Source organism: Microbispora sp. ATCC PTA-5024, from assembly GCF_000511135.2.
In the GTDB taxonomy this organism is placed as follows: domain Bacteria; phylum Actinomycetota; class Actinomycetes; order Streptosporangiales; family Streptosporangiaceae; genus Microbispora; species Microbispora corallina.
This window is the reverse complement of record NZ_KI866522.1, coordinates 1333647-1351429: the sequence shown is the minus strand read 5'-3', so window position 1 is coordinate 1351429 and position 17783 is coordinate 1333647. Positions and strand designations below refer to the sequence as shown.

Sequence of the window (17783 nt, the reverse complement as noted above, 5' to 3'; positions counted from 1 at the left end):
CGAGGCGGTGCGGACGACGTGAGGGCCGCCGCCCCGCGAGAGCGGGCCGCGGGCGGTTCCCGCGCCGTGCAGAGGGCATCACCGCCTACGGGAGCGGCGGTCGCGCCGGGGACGGCCGGGCGGCCCGCCCGCTCCGACGCGAGCGTGGTGGACGTGGCACGACAGGGCCCCGACGACCTCGCCCGGGCCGTACGGGCCGCGGGCGTCCGCGACGAGCGCCTCATCGAGGCGGTGCGCGCCACGCCCCGGGCGGGGTTCGTGGCGGCGGGCCAGGCGGCACGGGCGTACGAGGACGTGCCGCTGCCCATCGGCCACGGGCAGGTCACCACACAGCCCTCGCTGTCCGCCCGGATGATCGAGGGGCTCGCGCTCACCGGACGCGAGCACGTGCTGGAGGTCGGCACCGGGCTCGGCTTCCAGACCGCGCTGCTCGCCCGGCTGGCCGGCGGCGTGGTGAGCGTCGACCTGTGGCCCGACCTCGTCGCCCGGGCGCGGCGCAACCTCGCCCGGCAGGGCATCGGCAACGTCGAGGTGCTCGTGGGGGACGGCGGCCAGGGGGCGCCGGAGCGCGCGCCGTACGACGCGGTGCTGGTGTCGGCCGCGTTCCCCACCGTCCCCGCGCCGCTCGTCGAGGTGCTGCGGCCCGGCGGCCGCCTGGTGCAGCCCATCGGCACCGGCGGCCAGGAGGAGGTCGTCCTGTTCGAACGCACCGTCATCGGGCTGGAGCCCCGGGAGGTGCTGAGCCTGGCGCGGTTCGTCCGCCTCCACGGCCGGTACGGCTACCCCTCCTGAGGCCCGGACGCGCGGAGGCGGCCGGGGGCCGGTGAGGTCGCCACCGGCGTCCGTCCAGGCCGGACGGCATGGCGCGGGCTTCACGGACGCCGTGATGGGGAGAAAACCCGGAGTGTTCGTCGGCCGATCCACACAGGCGGGGTGGTCGCCGTGTACCAGCAGGTCCTCGATCCCGTCGCCCACTCGCTCGCCTGGAGCTCACTTGTCGCGGCGCTGCCGCTGCTCGTGCTGTTCGTGCTGCTCGGGCTGGTGCGCCTGACCGCGTGGATCGCCGCGCTGGTGTCGCTCGGGCTCGCCCTCCTGGTCGCCGTCGCGGTCTACGGCATGCCCGCCGGGCAGGCGGTGCTGGCCGGGACCGAGGGCGCGGCGTTCGGGTTCTTCCCGATCCTCTGGATCGTCGTCAACGCGATCTGGGTGTTCGAGATGACGGTCGAGACCGGGCACTTCGACGTGCTGCGGCGCTCGTTCGCCCGGGTGAGCGACGACCGGCGGATCCAGGCGATCATCATCGCGTTCTCGTTCGGCGCGCTCCTCGAGGCCCTCGCCGGCTTCGGGACGCCGGTGGCGGTGACCTCGGTCATGCTGATCGCCCTGGGTTTCCCGCCGCTCCGGGCCGCCGTGCTCGCGCTCACAGCCAACACGGCCCCCGTGGCGTTCGGGGCCATGGCCACGCCGATCATCACGCTGGGCAAGGTGACGGGCATCCCGAGCGACACCCTCGGGGTCATGGCCGGCAGGCAGACCCCGGTCCTCGCGGTGTTCGTGCCGCTGGCGCTCGTCGTGATCGCGGACGGCTCGCGCGGCCTGCGGGCGACGTGGCCGGTGGCGCTGACGTGCGGGCTGGTCTTCGCCGTCGCGCAGTACGCCACCTCCAACTTCGTCTCGGTGCCGCTCTCCGACGTGGTCGCGTCCCTTCTGTCGGCGGCCGCCGTCGTCGCCCTGGTCCGGGTGACGGGCCCGCGCCCGGCCTCCGCCGGGCCCGCCGTGATCGCGGGCGGCGCGGCCGACGAGCCCACCGCGGAGTTCACGGGACGCGCCGCCCGCCCCGACTCCCGGGCCGAGGTGATCCGGGCCTACGCCCCCTATGCGATCATCGTGGCCGTCTTCGTCGTCTGCCAGATCCCCCCGGTCAAGAGCCTCCTCGACCGCGCGACGAGCATCGTGAAGTGGCCCGGGCTCCATCTGCCCGGCGTGAAGGGCGAACCGCTGTCGCCGGCGTCGTTCACGCTCAACATCCTCACCACCCCCGGGACGCAGATGCTCGCCGCGGGGCTGCTCACGATGCTCGTGCTCCGGCGCACGCCGGCCCGCGCCGTCAGGGCGTACGGGGCGACGCTCCACCGCCTGCGGTGGGCGATCGTCACGGTGACGGCGGTGCTGGCGCTGGCCTTCGTGATGAACGCGTCGGGGCAGACCACCACGCTCGGCACCTGGATGGCCGGCGCGGGCGGCGTCTTCGCGCTGCTGTCGCCGATCGTCGGCTGGCTCGGGGTGGCGGTGACCGGCTCCGACACCTCGTCCAACTCGCTGTTCGGCGCGCTGCAGGTGGCCGCCGCCGGCCAGGCGGGGCTCAGCCCGACCCTGCTGGCCGCCGCGAACAGCTCGGGCGGCGTGCTCGGCAAGATGATCTCCCCGCAGAACCTCGCGATCGCGGCCGCGGCCGTCGGCCTGCACGGCAGGGAGGGGGACATCTTCCGGCGCGTCATCGGCTGGAGCCTGGTCTTCCTGGTCGCGCTCTGCGTGCTTTCCGGGCTCCAGGCCTCCCCGGTCCTGTCCTGGATGGTCCCCTGACCCGGGCCTGATGCCCTGTTGGGGTATGTTATGGTCGCACCGATGCATACCCCCCATGGGTAAATATCTGGCAAAGGAGTGAGACGGGATGACCATCGCCGCCTACACCGTCACAGGCATGACCTGCGGGCACTGCGTCAGCTCCGTGAAGGAGGAGGTCGGGGAGGTGCCGGGCGTCACCGGCGTGGAGGTCGATCTGGCCACGGGCCTGGTCACCGTGCGGAGCGGCGACCCCGTCGACCCGGCGCTGATCGCGGCGGCGGTCCGCGAGGCCGGGTACGACGTGGTCGGCACTGAAACGGCCGTGTACGAGGTGGCCGGGTACGAGCCTGCCGGGACTGTGACGGCCGGGACTGAGACGGCCGGGACTGTGACGGCCGGGACTGAGACGGCCGGGGCCCCGTGAGCGCCGCGACCAGAACGGCGGTGTACGCGCTCGGCCTCGGCGTCGCGTTCGCGGCGGCGTTCGGCGCAGGCAGGGCCGTCGGGGACGCCGGCGGCCTCGGACCGGCGCCGGCCCCGACCGGCCACGCGGCCTCCGGCGGCATGAGCATGCCCGGCGGTGTCCCCGGGCACGGCGGCGCCGGCGACGCGGCCTCGGAGGGCATGAGCATGCCGGGTGGTGTCCCCGGGCACGGCGGCGCCGGCCACCAGGCTCACGAGAGCGCCCTCCCTGAGGGGCTCCAGATCTCGCAGGACGGCTACACGCTGCGGCCGACGACCACGACCCTAGAGCCCGGCCGCGCGACGGAGTTCACCTTCCGCGTCATCGGGCCCGACGGCGCGCCGGTGACGCGCTACCGCACGGAACACGACAAGAAGCTCCACTTCATCCTCGTGAGCCGGGATCTCACCACCTTCCGGCACGTCCATCCCGCCCTCGGCGGCTCGGGGCTGTGGTCGGTCCGGCTGACGCCGCCCTCGGCCGGGCCGTACCGCGCCTTCGCCGACTTCGCCCCGGAGGGACACGACCCGCTGACGCTCGGCGTCGACCTCCAGGCCCCCGGCGGCTACACCCCGCGCTCGCTGCCGGCCCCGTCCCGTACGGCGACGGTCGACGGCTACACGGTCACGCTCGTGGGCGCGCTCACGCCGGGGAGGGCCGCCCCGCTCACGGCCACCGTCACCCGGGACGGGCGGCCCGTCACCGACCTCCAGCCCTACCTGGGGGCGTACGGCCACCTGGTCGCCCTGCGCGCCGGGGACCTGGCCTACCTGCACGTGCATCCCCAGGGCGCCCCGGGCGACGGGGTCACCCCGGCCGGGCCGGCGATCACCTTTCACGCGCAGGTCCCCAGCGGGGGCGCGTACCGGCTGTTCCTCGACTTCCGGCACGGCGGGGCCGTCCACACGGCCGCCTTCACGGTGACCGCGGACGGGTCGGGCGGCTGAGCGCCGGAAGGAGGGGCCGGCGGCCTTGGGCAAGAGATGACCGTTTCCTGGTCGGCCGCTGGCCATGATCCCCGACGACCGGGTACGGAGGGATCGAGCACTGTGAGAAGAGGTGACGAATCATGGTGCGATCAGGACTCAACCGTCCCGACGTGATGGAGCTGCGGCAGACGTACGACCGGGTGGGGTCGGCCGCGCCCGCGCAGGTCATGGATGGACTCACCTGCCTCGCGGGCCTGTACCTGGCCATCTCGCCGTGGGTCGTGGGGTTCACCGGGTTCCGGAGCCTGCTCGTCAACAACCTGATCGTCGGCCTGGCCGTCGCGGCGCTCGCCCTCGGGTACGCGTCCGCGTTCGGCCGCACGTACGGCGTGAGCTGGGTGACGCCGCTGCTGGGCATCTGGACGATCATCGCGCCCTGGGTGATCAGGGGGCAGCCGGCGACGACCGCGACGATCTGGAACAACGTGGTCACCGGGGCCGTCATCCTCGTGCTCGGCGCGGGCGCGATGGCCTTGGCCCTGCGGCACCGGATGCCCGCGCGCACGCCACGGGCGGCCGGGGAGACGCACCCCGGCGAGTGGTGACCCCGAGCCCGGCAGCCGGGCGTCGCCCCGACACGCCGGAGATCCGGGCGTGAGCTTTCCGCGGCCCTGTAGGGGCGACCGGGACCGGACGCCGTGACCGTCACGATCCTGGTCGCCCTCGCCGGGGCGGCGCTGCTGGGCGTCGGGTTCGTGGCCCAGCAGCACGCCGCCTACACCGAGCCGCTGCGGCGGATGCTGCACCTCAGCCTGCTGGCCGACCTGATCCACAAGCGGTTGTGGCTGGGCGGCTTGGCGGCCATGGTCGGCGGGCAGGTGCTGGGCGCGCTGGCCCTACGGGAGGCCGACGTCACGCGCGTCGAGCCGCTGCTGGCCACCAACCTGCTGTTCGCGCTGGGGACGGCGGCCGTCGTGTACCAGGAGCGGCTGGGCCCGGGGGAGTGGCTGGGCGCCATCCTGGTGAGCGGCGGCGTGGCCGGGTTCCTGCTGTCGGCGCAGCCGCACGGGGGAGGGCTGCCGGGTCCCGCCTCCCTGGTGTGGTTCGGCGTGCTGGCCGTGCTGGCGGTGGCGGCGGTGCTGGTCGCGGTGGCCTTGCGGGTCGCCCTGCAGACCAAGGCGATGCTGCTGGCCGCGGCGGCCGGAGTGCTGTACGGGCTGCAGGACGTGCTGACCCGGGGGTCCCTGCTGTCGCTCCGGGAGGGGCCGGCGGCGCTGTTCACGACCTGGCAGCCGTACCTGGTGCCGCTGATCGCGGCGGCCGGGATCCTGCTGAACCAGAGCGCGTTCGACGCGGCCCCGCTGCGGATCTCGCTGCCCGCGACCACCGCGGCCGAGCCGATCACCGGCATCGTGCTCGGCGTGGCGATCCTCGGCGAGCGGCTGCGCGTCGCCCCGGACGCCCTGGCCGGCGAGGTCCTCGGCCTGATCGCGCTCGTGGCCGGCATCGTGGTCCTCGGCAGGTCGCCGTTCCTGGCCAAGTCGGAACAGGGCCGGTCCGAGCGGCCCGACCCCGAGCGGCGGTGACCCCGAGGCGACCCCGAGGCGACCCCGAGGCGACACCGAGCGGCGGTGACCCCGAGCGGCGGTGATCCTTCCGGCCGTCGCCGCGCCGGCGTCCCCGCCCTGAACACGGCGCGGCGGCGGTCAGCGGGTGGGCGGGGCGAACTCGGGCTGGTCGATCAGGCGCAGCCAGCTCCCGTCCGGCTGGCGGCGGACGATCTGGGCCCGGGCGCCCGCGCCGTCCTTGGGCGGGGTCGAGGTGAGGGCGATGTCCTCGTGGACCAGCGTCGGCAACGGCTCCTCCGGCTCGAACCGGGGCCTGTTGGCCAGCACCTTCTCCCACAGTGCGCGGATGGCCTCGCGGCCCACGGTTTGCGAACCCGGCGGGTAGGCCAGCACCGCGTCCTCCTCGTAGAGCGCGGCGACCCCCTCCGCGTCCCCGGCGTTCGACCGCTCGACGAACAGGCGGGTGATGTCCTCGGGCCGCCAGGCCTTCTCGTATTCCGTCATGGGTTCCTCCTCGGTGGATCTCGTCCACACCCACCCTGGTCGACCGGCGTCCAGAAGTCCAACAGATGGTTCTGATGGAAACTAGAATCAGCAGTTATGGAACTGCGGCAGCTCGAGTACTTCGTGGCGGTGGCGGAGGAGGGCGGCTTCACCCGCGCGGCCCAGCGGGTGCACATCAGCCAGTCGGGCGTGAGCGCCCAGATCCGGCACCTGGAGCGCGAGCTCGGCGCCGAGCTGTTCGACCGGTCGGCGCGCACGGCCACGCTCACGGTCGCGGGAAAGGCCGCGCTGGAGCACGCCCGCGCCGCGCTGGCCGCGGCCGGCGCCCTCGCTCAGGCGGTGGGGGAGGTGACCGGCCTCATCCGGGGACGGCTGACCGTCGGGATGGTCGTCGGCTGCACGATCACACCGCTGTTCGACGCCCTGGCCGCGTTCCACCGCGCCCATCCCGGCGTGGAGATCGCGCTGACGGAGGGCGACTCCGACCGGCTCGTCGACGCCGTGCGCGCAGGGACGGCCGACCTCGCCCTGGTGGGGACGGCGGCGGCGACACCGGAGGGGCTGGAGGCGCTGACGATCGTCAGCGAGCGGCTCGTCGCGGCGGCTCCCCCGGGGCATCCGCTGGCCGCGCTGGATCGGGTGACCCTGCCCGACCTGCTGGACCATCCGCTCGTGTGCATGCCGCGCGGCACCGGCCTGCGCGCCGTGCTCGACCAGGCGTGCGAGGCGCGGGGACTGCGGCCGACGGTCGCCCTGGAGGCGGGCGCGGCCGACGCCGTCGCCGACCTCGCCGCCCGGGGCCTCGCGGTCGCCGTCCTCAGCGAGTCGATGGCCTCCCTCCACCGCGACCGGCTCACCGCGTCCGTGATCGAGGACGTCGAGACGCCCGCCCTGCTCGCCCTGGTCTGGCGCAGCCCGTCCGGGCCGGCCGTGCGGGCGTTCCTCGGGCACGCGCGGAGGGCGTTCGCCGGGCCGGGCGGCCCGCCGGCCTCTCCGGTGACGGCCGTCGTGGAGTGAGAACGGCCGGCGGGACGGCGGCTACGGGCGGGTGACGTACAGGCGGGTCGTGGTGCCGCCGGCGTGGTCGTGCCGGCGCACCAGGTCGGCCAGCTCGTTGACCAGGACCAGGCCGTGGCCGCGCTCATGGGACCGCTCGGGCGGGACGCGCCCGGCCAGCGGGTCGCGGATGTGGCCGGTGTCGTCGATCTGGCAGACCAGCGCGCCGGGCTCGGCCCAGACGGTGAGCGTGCCCCCGGCCCCGGTGTGCTCGACCGCGTTGGCCGCCAGCTCGTTGACCGCCATCAGGACCTCGGCCACCCGCTCGGGGGCGAGCCCGGCGGCGCGGGCGTGCCGGGCGAGGGTCGCGCGCAGCGCCGCCAGGTCCCCGAGGCTCGCGAATCCCTCCCGGTGGGCGCCGGGGGGCGGCGGCGGGAGGGGCCGGTCGAACAGGGCGGCGGCCTCCGCCGGGTCGGTGTAGTGCGGGCTCTCCCAGCTCGTCGTGCCGTCCGACATGATCGGGTGCGTCCGGTGGGAGTCGCGCACGGCGTCCGGGTCCAGCCCGGTGGTGTCGTACGGGCACAGGATGGCCGCCTCGCGCCCGGAGAAGGCCGCGTTGATGAGCGCCTCGTGCGCCGCGCAGGCGGGGTACTCGACCGCGCTCCTGCCGGGCCAGATCGGCTCGCCGATGATCCACACCCGGCGGCCCGCGTTCCGGCGGGCGAAGTCGAGCAGCACCCGGGGGATGATCCGCCCGGGGTTGCGGCCGGCGACCGCCATGTCGGCGAAGCGGACCTCCGCGGCCCGGTCGCCCAGACGCTCCCTGATCAGGCTCCCGTTGCCGCCGGGGACGGCGACCAGGACCGGGTCGCCCGCCTCCAGTCCCCGCCGGGCGAACGCCTCGCACCCCTCGGCGTACTCGCCGGGCGCGGAGTACAGCAGGCCGATGTGCTCGAACGGGTCCGCCCCGGGAAGGGCGGGCGACGCCGCGGCGCTCACGCGACCCTCCCGTCCGCCGTGGGCGCCTCTTCGCCGGGCTGGTCGAGGAAGGCCAGGAGGTCGACCAGGAAGGGGCCCACGCCCTCCAGCCGCATCCGGCCGCCGGAGGCCTCGACGGCGCTCGCGAGCGCCCGGGCGGCGCCGAGGTCGGCGAAGGTCAGCCCGGACACGTCGACGACGACCGGACCGTTCCCGGCGGGGACGTCGTCGAGCAGGTGGCGGAGGACGGCCGCGAGCGCGTCGCGGTTGGTCATGTCGGCCTCGCCGCGCAGCGACAGCCCCGTGGGGGTCCGGCGCATGCGCAGCAGCGGCCGCCACTCCTCGTGGGAGCCGGCGCCCGCCTGCGCCGTGCCGGGGTGGGCCATGCCGACGCGTTCCAGCTCTCTGGCCGTGAACAGCCGGCGGTCGTAGCAGCACAGGGCGAGCGCGTCGCCCTGGGAGAAGATGCGGTTGGCCTGGGCCTCGTACCACGCCAGCCGGTCGATGCCGGGGATCGGCCGCACGGTCCATCCCATGTCGGCCGCCACCCGCAGCCCGGCGTACCCCTGCCGCTTGGCCTCCTCCACGGCCGTCGTCCACCCCCGCAGCGCCAGTTCGGGGTCGAAGGCGCCCAGGGCCAGGTAGGACTCGTCGGCCGTGCTCACGACCAGCCGGCCGGAGCGCCGGGCGTCGTCCGCGTCCACGCCGTACGCCTCGACGGCGGCCAGGAACGCCGCCGGCAGGAAGGTGTCGGTGAGGTACAGCACCTTCTGGTCCTGGGCCAGCCCGGCACGGACGAACCGGGCCAAAGCCTCCAGGTGCCACTCGTGGTCGTCGAAGGTCCAGCAGACGTGGTCGCCGAGGGAGAGCGCGTCGACTGTGGTGGGATCTGCCATCAAGAGCTTCCCGCTGCTAGGCGAACGGCGGCGGCGGCGGTCGCGGCGGCCTGACCCCGATGATAGCCGCGGGGGGTTTCAGCGGGAGTAGTGCTCGACGACCAGCTGCTCGTCGACGGGGACGGCGATCTCCTCGCGCGCGGGCCGCCGCAGCAGCGTGAAGCGCAGGCCGCCGTGGTCCACGTCGAGGTAGGGGGCGATCCGGTCGTCGGCGTACACGCCCTCCGACGCGGCCACGAAGGGCTGCATCCGGCGCGACCTGTCCCCGACGCCGACCGACTGCCCCGGCCGCACCCGATAGCTGGGGATGTCGACCTTGCGTCCGTCGACCGTGATGTGGCCGTGGTTCACGTACTGCCGGGCGGCGTAGATCGAGGGCGCGAGGCCGGCCCTCAGCACGAGCGACGCGAGGCGGGTCTCCAGGAGCGCGAGCAGTTCCTCGCCCGACCGTCCCGGGCGGCGCACGGCCAGGTCCCAGTAGCGCCGCAGCTGGCGTTCCGACACGTCGTAGTACCAGCGGAGCTTCTGCTTCTCCAGCAGGCGCACGCCGTAGTCGCCTGCCTTGCGCCGGTCGGCCGCCCGGCCGTGCTGGCCGGGCGGGTAGGGCCGGGCCTCGACGTACCTGACCGCCTTGCGGGTCAGGGGGACGCCCGCCCGCCGGGACAGCCGCACCTTCGGTCCGGTGTAGCGCATGGTTCCGCCTTTCCAAGTAAGGTGACCTTATTAAGGTAAGGCTAACCTAACTGACTTCGAGGCTCAAGGAGCGCCATGCAGCACCCCGTCACGGCTCCGCCCGTACCCGAGCGCGTGCGGACCCTCGCCGCCCTCGCGGCGCCGACCCACGTGTCCGTCGCCGGCAGCGGCATCCCGGCGTCCGCCGCCCGTGGCGGGGTCGACGCCGCCGGCCGCCCCGTGCTGCTGGTCGGGCCCGACGAGGTCCTGCACGGCCTCCCTCCGGAGACGCTCGTCACCGTCGACCTCACCGCCGTCCGCGCGTACGGCGGGGAGGAGCGGCCGAGAGGGCTGCTCAAGGTGCGGGGGTGGACGCAGCCGGTCCCGGCGGCCGAGGTGCGCGCCACCGCCGTCGCGATCGCCGAGAGGTGCCCCGACGAGGATCTGTTCGCGGTCGTCGAGGGCGGCGGGCCGGAGCTCGTCCGGGTCGACGTGTGCCAGGTGGTCTACCTGACCGGCGGGGAGTCCGGCGTCCTCGACGCCGAGGACTACCTCGCCGCGGCCCCCGACCCGCTGCTCGACGCGGCGGAGCGGATGGTGCGCCACGTGAACGAGGCCCACCGCGAACAGCTGGCCGGGACCGTCGCGCGGCTGACCGGTGAGCGGGTGGGCGACGCTTGGCTCTGGGAGCTCGACCGGTACGGCGCCACCATCCGGATGGGGGAGGACGGTCTGGTCCGGGTCCCCTGGCCCGCTCTCGCCGCCACCCCCGCGGCCCTCGAACGGGCGCTCGCGTGCCTGCTGTGCCCCTCCTGACCGCCTTCGCCGGGGGCCGGAATCGGTATGAAAGCGACAATGGAGGAGAATGCGGACATCGTCTCTGAAAGGTCGTGGTCGCGATGACCGTCAGGGCCAAAGCGCTCATCACCCTCTATCCGCCGGACAAGGGCGGCCTCACCCACGAGCTGCCCTTCCGCACGCAGTCCCTGGTGATCTGCGCGCACACGGCGCGGGAGGGCAGGGAGCTCGACCGGCCGTTCCAGGCGGCCATCACGGCGGACGACGAGGAGCCCCTGGTTCCCGGTGAGCGGCTGCACGTGGTCACCATCGCGACCAACGACGACGACGCGGCCGACTACCTGCGGCCCGGCCTGCGCTTCCGCCTGTGGTGCGGCCACGACGTCGGGAACGGCATCGTGTCCCGCCGGGTGATCTGACCGCCGCCGCCCCGGGCGTGAACCGCCCCGGTGATCGTGTCGTCCAACCTCGTGTCCACGACACGAGGAGGGGACCGGATGGTCACCAGGCGGGGAGTGCTGGCCGGAGGGCTGGGCGCGCTCGGGGCGCTCGTCCTGACGGGCGGCGCGGGCGCGGCGCTGGTCGAGGCGGAGGTGCTGCCGGGGAGGGTCTGGCTCGACCGCACCCTGGGGCGCTGCGGGACGCTCCCGTCCGCGCCTCCGCCCCCCGGCGTCCTGCGGACCCGCACGTTCGCCTCCCGCCGGCGCGGGACGGACGTCACCGTCGTGACCGTGCTCCCCGCGGGGGTCTCGTCGGTGCGCGGCCTGGGCGTCGCCCTGGCGCTGCACGGCTACGGCGCCACGGCCTCGTCGGTGGTGCGGTCCCTCGCGCTCGACCACTACCTGACCGAGGCCGTGGCCCGCGGCGGCGTCCCGCCGTACGCGCTGGTCGCGGTGGACGGCGGCGCCGCCGGGTACTGGCACCGCCGCGCGAACGGGGACGACCCCCTCGGGATGATCCGCGCCGAGATCCTGCCGTGGCTGCGCGGGCAGGGCGCGCTCACCCGCCGCGTCGGCGTCATCGGCTGGTCCATGGGCGGGTACGGCGCCCTGCTGCTGGCCCAGACGCTCGCGGGCGGCGGCGGGCCGCGGGCGGCCGCCGTCGTGGCGTCCTCACCGGCCCTGTTCTCCGGCTACGCCGACGCCCGCGCGGCCAACGGGCTGGCGTTCGACGACGCCGCCGACTTCGCCCGCAACGACGTCTTCGCGCGGCTGGACGCGCTCGGCGGCGTGCCCGTGCGGGTCGACTGCGGGGCGAGCGACCCGTTCGCCCCGATGGCGCGCCGCCTGCTGGAACGGCTCCGGCCCGAGGGGGGCATGGGCGAGGGCTGCCACGACTACGCGTTCTGGCGCGGCCGCCTCCCCGCCCAGCTCGCCTTCCTCGGCCGTCACCTCGCCGCCTGAGCCGTCGGCGTGATCCGGCGCGGCGTGATCCGGCGCGGCGGGCGCACCGGATCACGCAGCCAGCGGCCCCACTTCCCGCCCGTGTACGTGCGCTGCCACACGGCGTTGTCGGTGCCCCGGACGAACGCGACGGCGTGGGTCGCGTCCTGCCAGGCGAACGCCGGGCTGGCCGTGGCGTCGCCGCCGAGGTCCGTCCCGAGGACCGACTCCGCTCCGGTCAGCGTGACCAGGACGACGCCGTGCCGCGGCACCGTGGTCGTGTAGGAGGTCGTGAAGGTCCCGGCGTCCTGGCGCTCCCAGAGGCGGCGCACCCGGACCGGGCCGCCGAGGCCGGTGTCGGAGAAGTTCAGGGTCATGGACGCGTCGGACTCCGACGCGTTGAGCAGGGCGACCGCCCGCGTGCCGCGCCGACAGGCGCTTGCTCCACACCTCCAGGCCGTCGCCCGGCGACGCCACCCGGACCCCCTGGATCCCGAGCGGGTCGCGGTCGACCGCGATGACCTCGGGGTTGGACAGCATCTGCGTGGTGGCGGCGTCGAACGCGGTGACGTCGGTGCCGATGACGAGCGGGGCCGCCATGATGGCGAACATGCCGAACTGGGCGCGCCCCTCCTCGAACGTCAGGCCGTGGCCGGGCAGCGGGTAGCCGGTGAGCTGCCGCAGGCCGTTGGTCTCCGCGTCGGCCGGCCGCGCCGGGTCGAAGCGCCACCGCTCGGGGTCGTAGCGCAGGTCGCCCCGCGCGTCGCGGCCCATGGAGTGGGACACGGGGTCGCCGCCCGACTGGTCCGCGGCCAGGTTCCACCCGCCGTCGATCCAGGCGATCGTGTACCCGGCCGCGGCGAGCCCGCTGTCCACCATGTGGGTGAACCTCCGGGGGAAGGGTCAGCCGATGGCGAAGCGGCTCGCGGGGCGGCCGGGCGCGACCCCGTCCACCGCGTACACCGCGCCCGCGCCGGGCGGCGCCGGGTCGAGGCCGTACGCGGCCGACGTGACGAGCAGACGGCCGCCGGCGAGGCAGACGCTGGTCGGCTGGGGGGTGGGCAGCGGGACGACGCGGACGAGACGGCCGTCCGGGGCGTAGCGGTGGACGGCCGACCCGCCCCACACCGCGACCCACAGATGGTCGTCGTCGTCCACCGTCATCCCGTCCGGATCGCCGTCCGCGATCGTGGCGAAGACGGACGGCTCGCCGAGGTCGCCGGTGTCCGGGTCGACCGGGTGACGGTCGATCCGGCCAGCGGCGCTGTCGGCGAGGTACATGGTGCGGCCGTCGGCGGTGAACGCCGGGCCGTTCGGGATCGTCAGGCCGGTCCTGACGACGGTGACGGAGAGATCGGGACCGACCCGGTACAGCGCCCCGGCCCCCCGCGCCGCGTCGTACGCCATGGACCCGGCCCAGAAGCGGCCGGCGGGGTCGCAGACGCCGTCGTTCATGCGCGAGGTGGGGGGCAGCGGCCGCGCGATCCAGTCGAGCGCGCCGGACGCCTCGTCGAGCAGGGCGAACCCCTGTCCGGCGGCGGCCAGCCAGCGGCCGGGAGCGCCGGCCAGCGGGGCGACCGCGCCGAGCGGCGTCCCCACCGTGGCCAGGACCTCGGCCGGGCCGGGACGGTCGGCCGGGGCGGCGAGCAGCCGCCCGGCGAGGATGTCGACGAAGACGAGCCGCCCGTCGACCCACCGGGCGCCCTCGCCGAGCTCGCAGGAGGTCGGGCTCCAGACGTTCACGTGTTCCTCACCTCGTCAGCGCAGGGTGGATCCGGGCGGGGAGTCGAGCAGGGCGAGCTCGGCGCGGGTGGGCAGGCCCTCCCAGTCGCCCTCGGAGGCCACGGCGAAGGCTCCCGTCGTCACGGCGCGGTCCAGCCGGCCGGCCAGGTCGAGGGAGTCGAGCAGCCCGGACAGGTATCCGGCCACGAAGGCGTCGCCGGCCCCGACGACGTCCCGCACGCCGACCCGGCGCGCCGGAGCGTGCGCCGACCCCGCGCGGGTGTGCGCGTCGGCGCCGTCGGCGCCCCGCTTGACGACGACCTCGGCCACGCCGGCGTCCAGCAGGGCCTCGACGCGGTCGCGCTCGGTGGTCGCGGCTGCGGGCGCGACCAGGTCCAGCTCGTCGTCCGAGGCGACGACCACGTCCAGCAGCCGCGCCAGCGGGCGCAGCGCGCCGGCCGCCCGCTCCCGGTCCCACAGCCGTGAGCGGTGGTTGACGTCCAGGCAGACCCGGACGCCGGGGGTGGAGGCCGCGGCCTCGACCGCCGCGCTGACCGCCGCGGCCGGACCCGGGCCGAGCGCGGGCGTGATGCCGGTGACGTGCAGGATCCTCGGCGCGGGGGCGAGCGCGGGCAGGACGTCGGCGGGCGTCAGGAACGACGCCGCCGACCCGGAGCGGTGGTAGATCACCCGGGCGACGTCGCCCACCCGGCGCTCCCGGAGCATCAGCCCGGTCGGCCCCCGGTCGTCCGCCCGCACGTGTGAGACGTCCACGCCCTCGGCCCGGAGGGTGCGCACGACGAGCGCCCCCGTCTCGTCGTCGCCGACGAGCCCGGTCCACCGGACGGTGTGACCCAGCCGGGCGAGGCCGATGGCCACGGTCGACTCGGCGCCCGCGGCCGACAGGCGCAGGGCGCCGCCCAGCCGGATCGGGTCGATCGCCCGCAGGGCGGCCATCGTCTCCCCGAAGGTGGCGACGTCGATCACGGCGTCTCCCCGGTCACAGCGCCTCCCGGAAGGCCGCGGCGCGGGACCTCAGCGCTTCGAGGTTCCCGCCGGCCGCCGCGTCGCCCACCAGGGGTGAGCCAACGCCGACCGCCACGGCCCCCGCCCGCAGGTAGGCCACCGCGTCCTCGGCCGACACCCCGCCCACCGGCACGAACGGCACGGCCGGGAAGGGGTCGCGCAGCGCGCGCAGGTACGGCACGCCGCCGAGGGACGCGGGGAACAGCTTGACCGCCGTCGCCCCCGCGGCGAGCGCGGCCACGACCTCGGTCGGCGTGAGGGCGCCCGCCAGGACAGGGAGGCCGAGCGCGTGCCCGGCGGCCACCGCCTCGCTCACGGCGGGCGTGACGAGGTAGGCGGCGCCCGCGTCGGCCGCCCGCCGGGCGTCGTCGGCGGTGAGGACCGTCCCGGCTCCCAGGAGGGCGGCGTCGCCCAGTTCCCGGCGGGCGCGGGCGATCACCGACAGCGCGTCGGGTGTGACCAGGGAGACCTCGACCAGATCGACGCCCTCCTCCGCCAGCGTCGTCACGGCGCGCAGCGCCGCCTCGGGATCGGCGCCGCGCACGATGGCCAGCAGCCGCCGCTCGGCCAGGGTCTCCAGGAACCGCTCGCCCTCAGTCATCGTCCATCCGTTCCGCGGCCAGGACCAGCCGCCAGGTCAGCTCGCCGGAGGCGGGGACCGCGGCGGCGTCGCCGGGACCCGCGTCCGCGAGGTCGAACACCGCGCCGAGCATGGGCTCCACGCCCAGGCTCCGATACGGCGCGTGGGCGGGGAACCCACCCAGGTTGCGCCAGAGAGCGGTGGAGACCGGGACCTCCGGCGGCGCCTCCACGCGCAGGACGAGGGCGTCGGCGCCGTCGACGACCCGGACCGCCGGGCAGCGGATCACCGCGCCCACGGCCGTCCCGTCGTCCGGCCCGAGCCGGTCGAGCGGCAGACCGAGCGGCGTCGGCCACACGCCCTCCAGGAAGGGGGCGCCGTCCGGCCACGGGCGGCCGATCAGCGGCGCGGCCTCGGGGAAGACCCGTACGGCGGCGCCGGCGGGCGCCTCCAGCCTCGCCTCCGCCCCCAGGTGGAGCAGCGCGTGCGCGGCCCAGACGAAGCGGTACCCGGGGTCGGCCGACAGCCGGTAGGCCGCGACCAGGGCGCCGCCCTCCTCGCCCACCTCGCGCGCCAGCTCGAAGTCGTCGCAGGTGACGACCGCCGCGGCGGGGGAGCCCGACCAGGGCCGGCTCCAGGCGTCGCCGTGGTCGGGCAGGCCGCGGACGGTGGGGACGCACTCCTCCAGGCCCCCCGCGTCCACGAAGCCGGAACCGGGGACGACGCCCGTCCGGGCGGGGTCGGGGCGGGACCACAGCCACTCGCGGCCGCCCCCGCTGAGCGAGGTCCATCGGCCGCCGCGCGCCAGGTCCAGGCGGGCGGCGAGCGGGATCGGTTTCACCACTCCGCCAGCCCGCCGTCGTCGTGCCGCCAGACGGGGTTGCGCCAGGCGTGCCCCGTGCGGTCCGCCCGCCGTACCGCGGCCTCGTCGACCTCCACGCCCAGCCCCGGGGCCTCCGAACGGGAGGCGTAGCCGTCGACGAAGCGGAACACCTCGGGGTCGAGCACGTAGTCGAGCAGGTCGGCGCCCTCGTTGTAGTGGATGCCGATCGAGTGCTCCTGGATCAGGAAGTTCGGCGTGGCGAAGGCGACCTGGAGGCTGGCGGCGAGCGCTATCGGGCCGAGCGGGCAGTGCGGGGCGAGCTTGGCGTCCCACACCTCGGCGAGGGCGGCGATCCTGCGGGTCTCGGAGATGCCGCACGCGTGGGACAGGTCCGGCTGCACGACCGCGACCCCGGCCTCCAGCACCTGCCGGAAGTCCCACCGCGAGTACAGCCGCTCGCCGGTGGCGATCGGCACGCTGCTGGCCGTCACGACGTCGCGCAGCAGGTGGGGCCGGTCGGGCAGGACCGGCTCCTCGGCGAACATCGGCTGCAGCCCGGCGATGAGCGGCAGGATCCGCCGGGCGTCGGCCGCGCTGGTCCTGCCGTGGAAGTCGACGGCCACGTCGCGGGCCGGCCCGAGGACGTCCCTGGCCAGCGCCACCCGGTCGACCACCGCGCCGATGTCGGCCGCGGTCGCGAGCGCGGGCATGCGCCCCGCCGCGTTCATCTTGACCGCGGTGAAGCCCGCGTCCACCCGGGCGGCGATGCTCTCGGCCAGCTCGCCGGGGTCGTCACCGCCGACCCACGCGTACATGCGGACCCGGTCGCGGACCGGTCCGCCGAGCAGCGCGTGCACGGGCGCGCCGTACGTCTTGCCCGCGATGTCCCACAGCGCCTGGTCGAGGCCGGCCAGGGCGCTCGACAGCACCGGCCCGCCGCGGTAGAAGCCGCCGTTGGCCAGGACCTGCCAGTGGTCCTCCACGCGCAGCGGATCCTGTCCGATCAGGTACTCCGCCATGATGCCGACGGCCGACCGCACCGCCTCGGCGCGGCCCTCCACCACCGGCTCGCCCCAGCCGATCAGCCCCTCGTCGGTCTCCACCCGGCAGAACAGCCAGCGTGGAGGCACGAGGAACGTCTCGACCTTGACGATCTTCATTGTCGCCCCCGGTTCTTGATCTCCTGCTCGTCCTTGGCCGCCTGCTCCAGCAGGGCCCGCATCGCCCGCTCGGCCCCGTCGGCGTCCGCGGCGCGCACGGCGTCGAGCACGGCCCGGTGGGGAGGCAGGAAGTCGTCCTGGTGGCCTTCGCCGTGGACGAGCAGGTCGCGGGCCCGCAGCCCGACCTCGATGATGTACTCCATGCGGATCAGCAGCTCGTTGTGCGACGCCTCCAGCAACTGGCGGTGGAAGGCGAGGTCCGCCTCGACGATCTCCTTCGCGCCCGCGCCCGGACCGACCGCGTCGAGCGTGGCCGTGAGCCGCGCGACGTCCTCGTCCGTACGGCGGGCCGCGGCCAGCCGGGCACCCGCCGGCTCGACGATGATCCGCACCTCGTAGAGGTCGTCGAGCATCCCCGACCCCGCCGGGTCCTCGAACTGCCAGCGCAGCAGGTCGGGGTCGAGCAGGCTCCACTCCGAACGAGGCCGGACGAACGTGCCGCGCTTGGGCCGGGCGTCCACGAGTCCCTTGGCCGCGAGCACCTTGAGCGCCTCACGCACGACCGTCTTGCTGACGTCGTAGGTGATCTCCAGCGCGTCCAGGTCGAGCGTGGCGCCCGGCGCCTCCTGGCCCGTGATGATCCGCCTGCCGATCGCCTCGACGACCTGCCCGTGTACGCCGCGGCCCGGATAGACGCTCAATTTCGCCGTCCTCGTGGTCG

General features: G+C 75.4%; 19 protein-coding genes and 2 pseudogenes. 10 read left to right on the top strand and 11 right to left on the bottom strand.

Translation table 11 applies throughout. From position 1 onward, the window contains the following. The first annotated feature begins 153 nt into the window (after positions 1 to 153). The 6 genes and pseudogenes from MPTA5024_RS06100 (at position 154) to MPTA5024_RS06075 (ending at position 5543) form a co-directional block, all read left to right on the top strand. Positions 154 to 792 (top strand): protein-L-isoaspartate(D-aspartate) O-methyltransferase, encoded by a 639-nt coding sequence (locus MPTA5024_RS06100; RefSeq protein ID WP_036323386.1) that lies wholly within the window; start codon positions 154 to 156, stop codon positions 790 to 792. A gap of 150 nt (positions 793 to 942) precedes the next feature. Beyond that, a complete protein-coding gene (locus tag MPTA5024_RS06095) occupies positions 943 to 2583 on the top strand; it encodes an L-lactate permease (protein ID WP_036323385.1) in 1641 nt (546 codons plus the stop codon). 88 nt (positions 2584 to 2671) lie between these two features. Further along, positions 2672 to 2872 (top strand): annotated as a pseudogene (locus MPTA5024_RS43250) (heavy-metal-associated domain-containing protein); the annotation flags it as partial. Positions 2873 to 2985: 113 nt separating this feature from the next. After that, positions 2986 to 3975, top strand: coding sequence for a hypothetical protein (locus MPTA5024_RS06085; RefSeq protein WP_051457749.1), 990 nt, complete (start codon positions 2986 to 2988; stop codon positions 3973 to 3975). Positions 3976 to 4097: 122 nt separating this feature from the next. Continuing rightward, positions 4098 to 4562, top strand: a complete 465-nt coding sequence (locus tag MPTA5024_RS06080; protein WP_036320630.1) for an SPW repeat protein — start codon at positions 4098 to 4100, stop codon at positions 4560 to 4562. Between the two features lie 93 nt (positions 4563 to 4655). Next, the gene (locus MPTA5024_RS06075) at positions 4656 to 5543 is read left to right on the top strand and encodes a DMT family transporter (RefSeq protein ID WP_198166963.1); all 888 of its coding nucleotides are present in this window, start codon (positions 4656 to 4658) and stop codon (positions 5541 to 5543) included. Between the two features lie 120 nt (positions 5544 to 5663). Here MPTA5024_RS06075 and MPTA5024_RS06070 read toward each other — a convergent pair whose 3' ends face one another. After that, complete coding sequence (locus tag MPTA5024_RS06070; RefSeq protein ID WP_036320627.1) at positions 5664 to 6029, bottom strand: YybH family protein; 366 nt, start codon at positions 6027 to 6029, stop codon at positions 5664 to 5666. A gap of 96 nt (positions 6030 to 6125) precedes the next feature. Between MPTA5024_RS06070 and MPTA5024_RS06065 the strand changes: the two genes are divergently transcribed. Further along, positions 6126 to 7046, top strand: a complete 921-nt coding sequence (locus MPTA5024_RS06065) for a LysR family transcriptional regulator (protein WP_051457748.1) — start codon at positions 6126 to 6128, stop codon at positions 7044 to 7046. A gap of 21 nt (positions 7047 to 7067) precedes the next feature. Here the strand turns inward: MPTA5024_RS06065 and MPTA5024_RS06060 are convergent, their stop codons facing one another. From MPTA5024_RS06060 to rpsD, 3 genes are all read right to left on the bottom strand, one after another. Next, a complete protein-coding gene (locus tag MPTA5024_RS06060) occupies positions 7068 to 8024 on the bottom strand; it encodes a sensor histidine kinase (protein WP_036320624.1) in 957 nt (318 codons plus the stop codon). Then, the gene (locus tag MPTA5024_RS06055) at positions 8021 to 8899 is read right to left on the bottom strand and encodes an MEDS domain-containing protein (RefSeq protein WP_051457747.1); all 879 of its coding nucleotides are present in this window, start codon (positions 8897 to 8899) and stop codon (positions 8021 to 8023) included. The genes MPTA5024_RS06060 and MPTA5024_RS06055 overlap by 4 nt, the downstream gene beginning before the upstream one ends. Positions 8900 to 8977: 78 nt before the next feature. Next, positions 8978 to 9592, bottom strand: a complete 615-nt coding sequence (rpsD, locus tag MPTA5024_RS06050; protein ID WP_036320621.1) for a 30S ribosomal protein S4 — start codon at positions 9590 to 9592, stop codon at positions 8978 to 8980. A 75-nt stretch (positions 9593 to 9667) separates the two neighbouring features. Between rpsD and MPTA5024_RS06045 the strand changes: the two genes are divergently transcribed. The 3 genes from MPTA5024_RS06045 to MPTA5024_RS06035 all read left to right on the top strand — a co-directional run bounded on the left by MPTA5024_RS06045 (position 9668) and on the right by MPTA5024_RS06035 (position 11772). Beyond that, positions 9668 to 10387 (top strand): DUF2470 domain-containing protein, encoded by a 720-nt coding sequence (locus MPTA5024_RS06045; RefSeq protein WP_036320619.1) that lies wholly within the window; start codon positions 9668 to 9670, stop codon positions 10385 to 10387. 83 nt (positions 10388 to 10470) lie between these two features. Continuing rightward, complete coding sequence (locus tag MPTA5024_RS06040) at positions 10471 to 10788, top strand: hypothetical protein (protein WP_157099302.1); 318 nt, start codon at positions 10471 to 10473, stop codon at positions 10786 to 10788. Between the two features lie 78 nt (positions 10789 to 10866). Continuing rightward, entirely contained in the window at positions 10867 to 11772 is a 906-nt protein-coding gene (locus MPTA5024_RS06035; protein WP_036320616.1) for an alpha/beta hydrolase, read from the top strand. Here MPTA5024_RS06035 and MPTA5024_RS41890 read toward each other — a convergent pair. The 7 genes and pseudogenes from MPTA5024_RS41890 to MPTA5024_RS06000 all read right to left on the bottom strand — a co-directional run. Next, positions 11757 to 12167 (bottom strand): annotated as a pseudogene (locus tag MPTA5024_RS41890) (hypothetical protein); the annotation flags it as partial. The gene MPTA5024_RS06035 and the pseudogene MPTA5024_RS41890 sit on opposite strands and share 16 nt — an antisense overlap. Before the next feature lie 487 nt (positions 12168 to 12654). Beyond that, positions 12655 to 13494 (bottom strand): SMP-30/gluconolactonase/LRE family protein, encoded by an 840-nt coding sequence (locus MPTA5024_RS06025; protein WP_051457746.1) that lies wholly within the window; start codon positions 13492 to 13494, stop codon positions 12655 to 12657. 15 nt (positions 13495 to 13509) lie between these two features. After that, positions 13510 to 14460, bottom strand: coding sequence for a sugar kinase (locus MPTA5024_RS06020; protein ID WP_036320612.1), 951 nt, complete (start codon positions 14458 to 14460; stop codon positions 13510 to 13512). Positions 14461 to 14473: 13 nt separating this feature from the next. Continuing rightward, positions 14474 to 15100 (bottom strand): bifunctional 4-hydroxy-2-oxoglutarate aldolase/2-dehydro-3-deoxy-phosphogluconate aldolase, encoded by a 627-nt coding sequence (locus MPTA5024_RS06015; RefSeq protein WP_036320610.1) that lies wholly within the window; start codon positions 15098 to 15100, stop codon positions 14474 to 14476. Further along, positions 15093 to 15920, bottom strand: a complete 828-nt coding sequence (locus MPTA5024_RS06010) for a hypothetical protein (protein WP_198166962.1) — start codon at positions 15918 to 15920, stop codon at positions 15093 to 15095. The genes MPTA5024_RS06015 and MPTA5024_RS06010 overlap by 8 nt, the downstream gene beginning before the upstream one ends. Then, positions 15917 to 17062 (bottom strand): galactonate dehydratase, encoded by a 1146-nt coding sequence (gene dgoD, locus MPTA5024_RS06005; protein WP_036320607.1) that lies wholly within the window; start codon positions 17060 to 17062, stop codon positions 15917 to 15919. The genes MPTA5024_RS06010 and dgoD overlap by 4 nt, the downstream gene beginning before the upstream one ends. After that, complete coding sequence (locus tag MPTA5024_RS06000; RefSeq protein ID WP_036320605.1) at positions 17059 to 17763, bottom strand: FadR/GntR family transcriptional regulator; 705 nt, start codon at positions 17761 to 17763, stop codon at positions 17059 to 17061. Before MPTA5024_RS06000 ends, dgoD begins: the two co-directional genes overlap by 4 nt. Positions 17764 to 17783 lie beyond the last annotated feature (20 nt).

What these genes read in the sequence shown, in the direction of transcription:
- MPTA5024_RS06055 (WP_051457747.1), bottom strand. Translation starts at nt 8,899, where the DNA reads ATGGCAGATCCCACCACAGTCGACGCGCTCTCCCTCGGCGACCACGTC.
- MPTA5024_RS06015 (WP_036320610.1), bottom strand. Translation starts at nt 15,100, where the DNA reads ATGACTGAGGGCGAGCGGTTCCTGGAGACCCTGGCCGAGCGGCGGCTG.
- MPTA5024_RS06045 (WP_036320619.1), top strand. Translation starts at nt 9,668, where the DNA reads ATGCAGCACCCCGTCACGGCTCCGCCCGTACCCGAGCGCGTGCGGACC.
- MPTA5024_RS06065 (WP_051457748.1), top strand. Translation starts at nt 6,126, where the DNA reads ATGGAACTGCGGCAGCTCGAGTACTTCGTGGCGGTGGCGGAGGAGGGC.
- MPTA5024_RS06040 (WP_157099302.1), top strand. Translation starts at nt 10,471, where the DNA reads ATGACCGTCAGGGCCAAAGCGCTCATCACCCTCTATCCGCCGGACAAG.
- dgoD (WP_036320607.1), bottom strand. Translation starts at nt 17,062, where the DNA reads ATGAAGATCGTCAAGGTCGAGACGTTCCTCGTGCCTCCACGCTGGCTG.
- MPTA5024_RS06035 (WP_036320616.1), top strand. Translation starts at nt 10,867, where the DNA reads ATGGTCACCAGGCGGGGAGTGCTGGCCGGAGGGCTGGGCGCGCTCGGG.
- rpsD (WP_036320621.1), bottom strand. Translation starts at nt 9,592, where the DNA reads ATGCGCTACACCGGACCGAAGGTGCGGCTGTCCCGGCGGGCGGGCGTC.
- MPTA5024_RS06080 (WP_036320630.1), top strand. Translation starts at nt 4,098, where the DNA reads ATGGTGCGATCAGGACTCAACCGTCCCGACGTGATGGAGCTGCGGCAG.
- MPTA5024_RS06070 (WP_036320627.1), bottom strand. Translation starts at nt 6,029, where the DNA reads ATGACGGAATACGAGAAGGCCTGGCGGCCCGAGGACATCACCCGCCTG.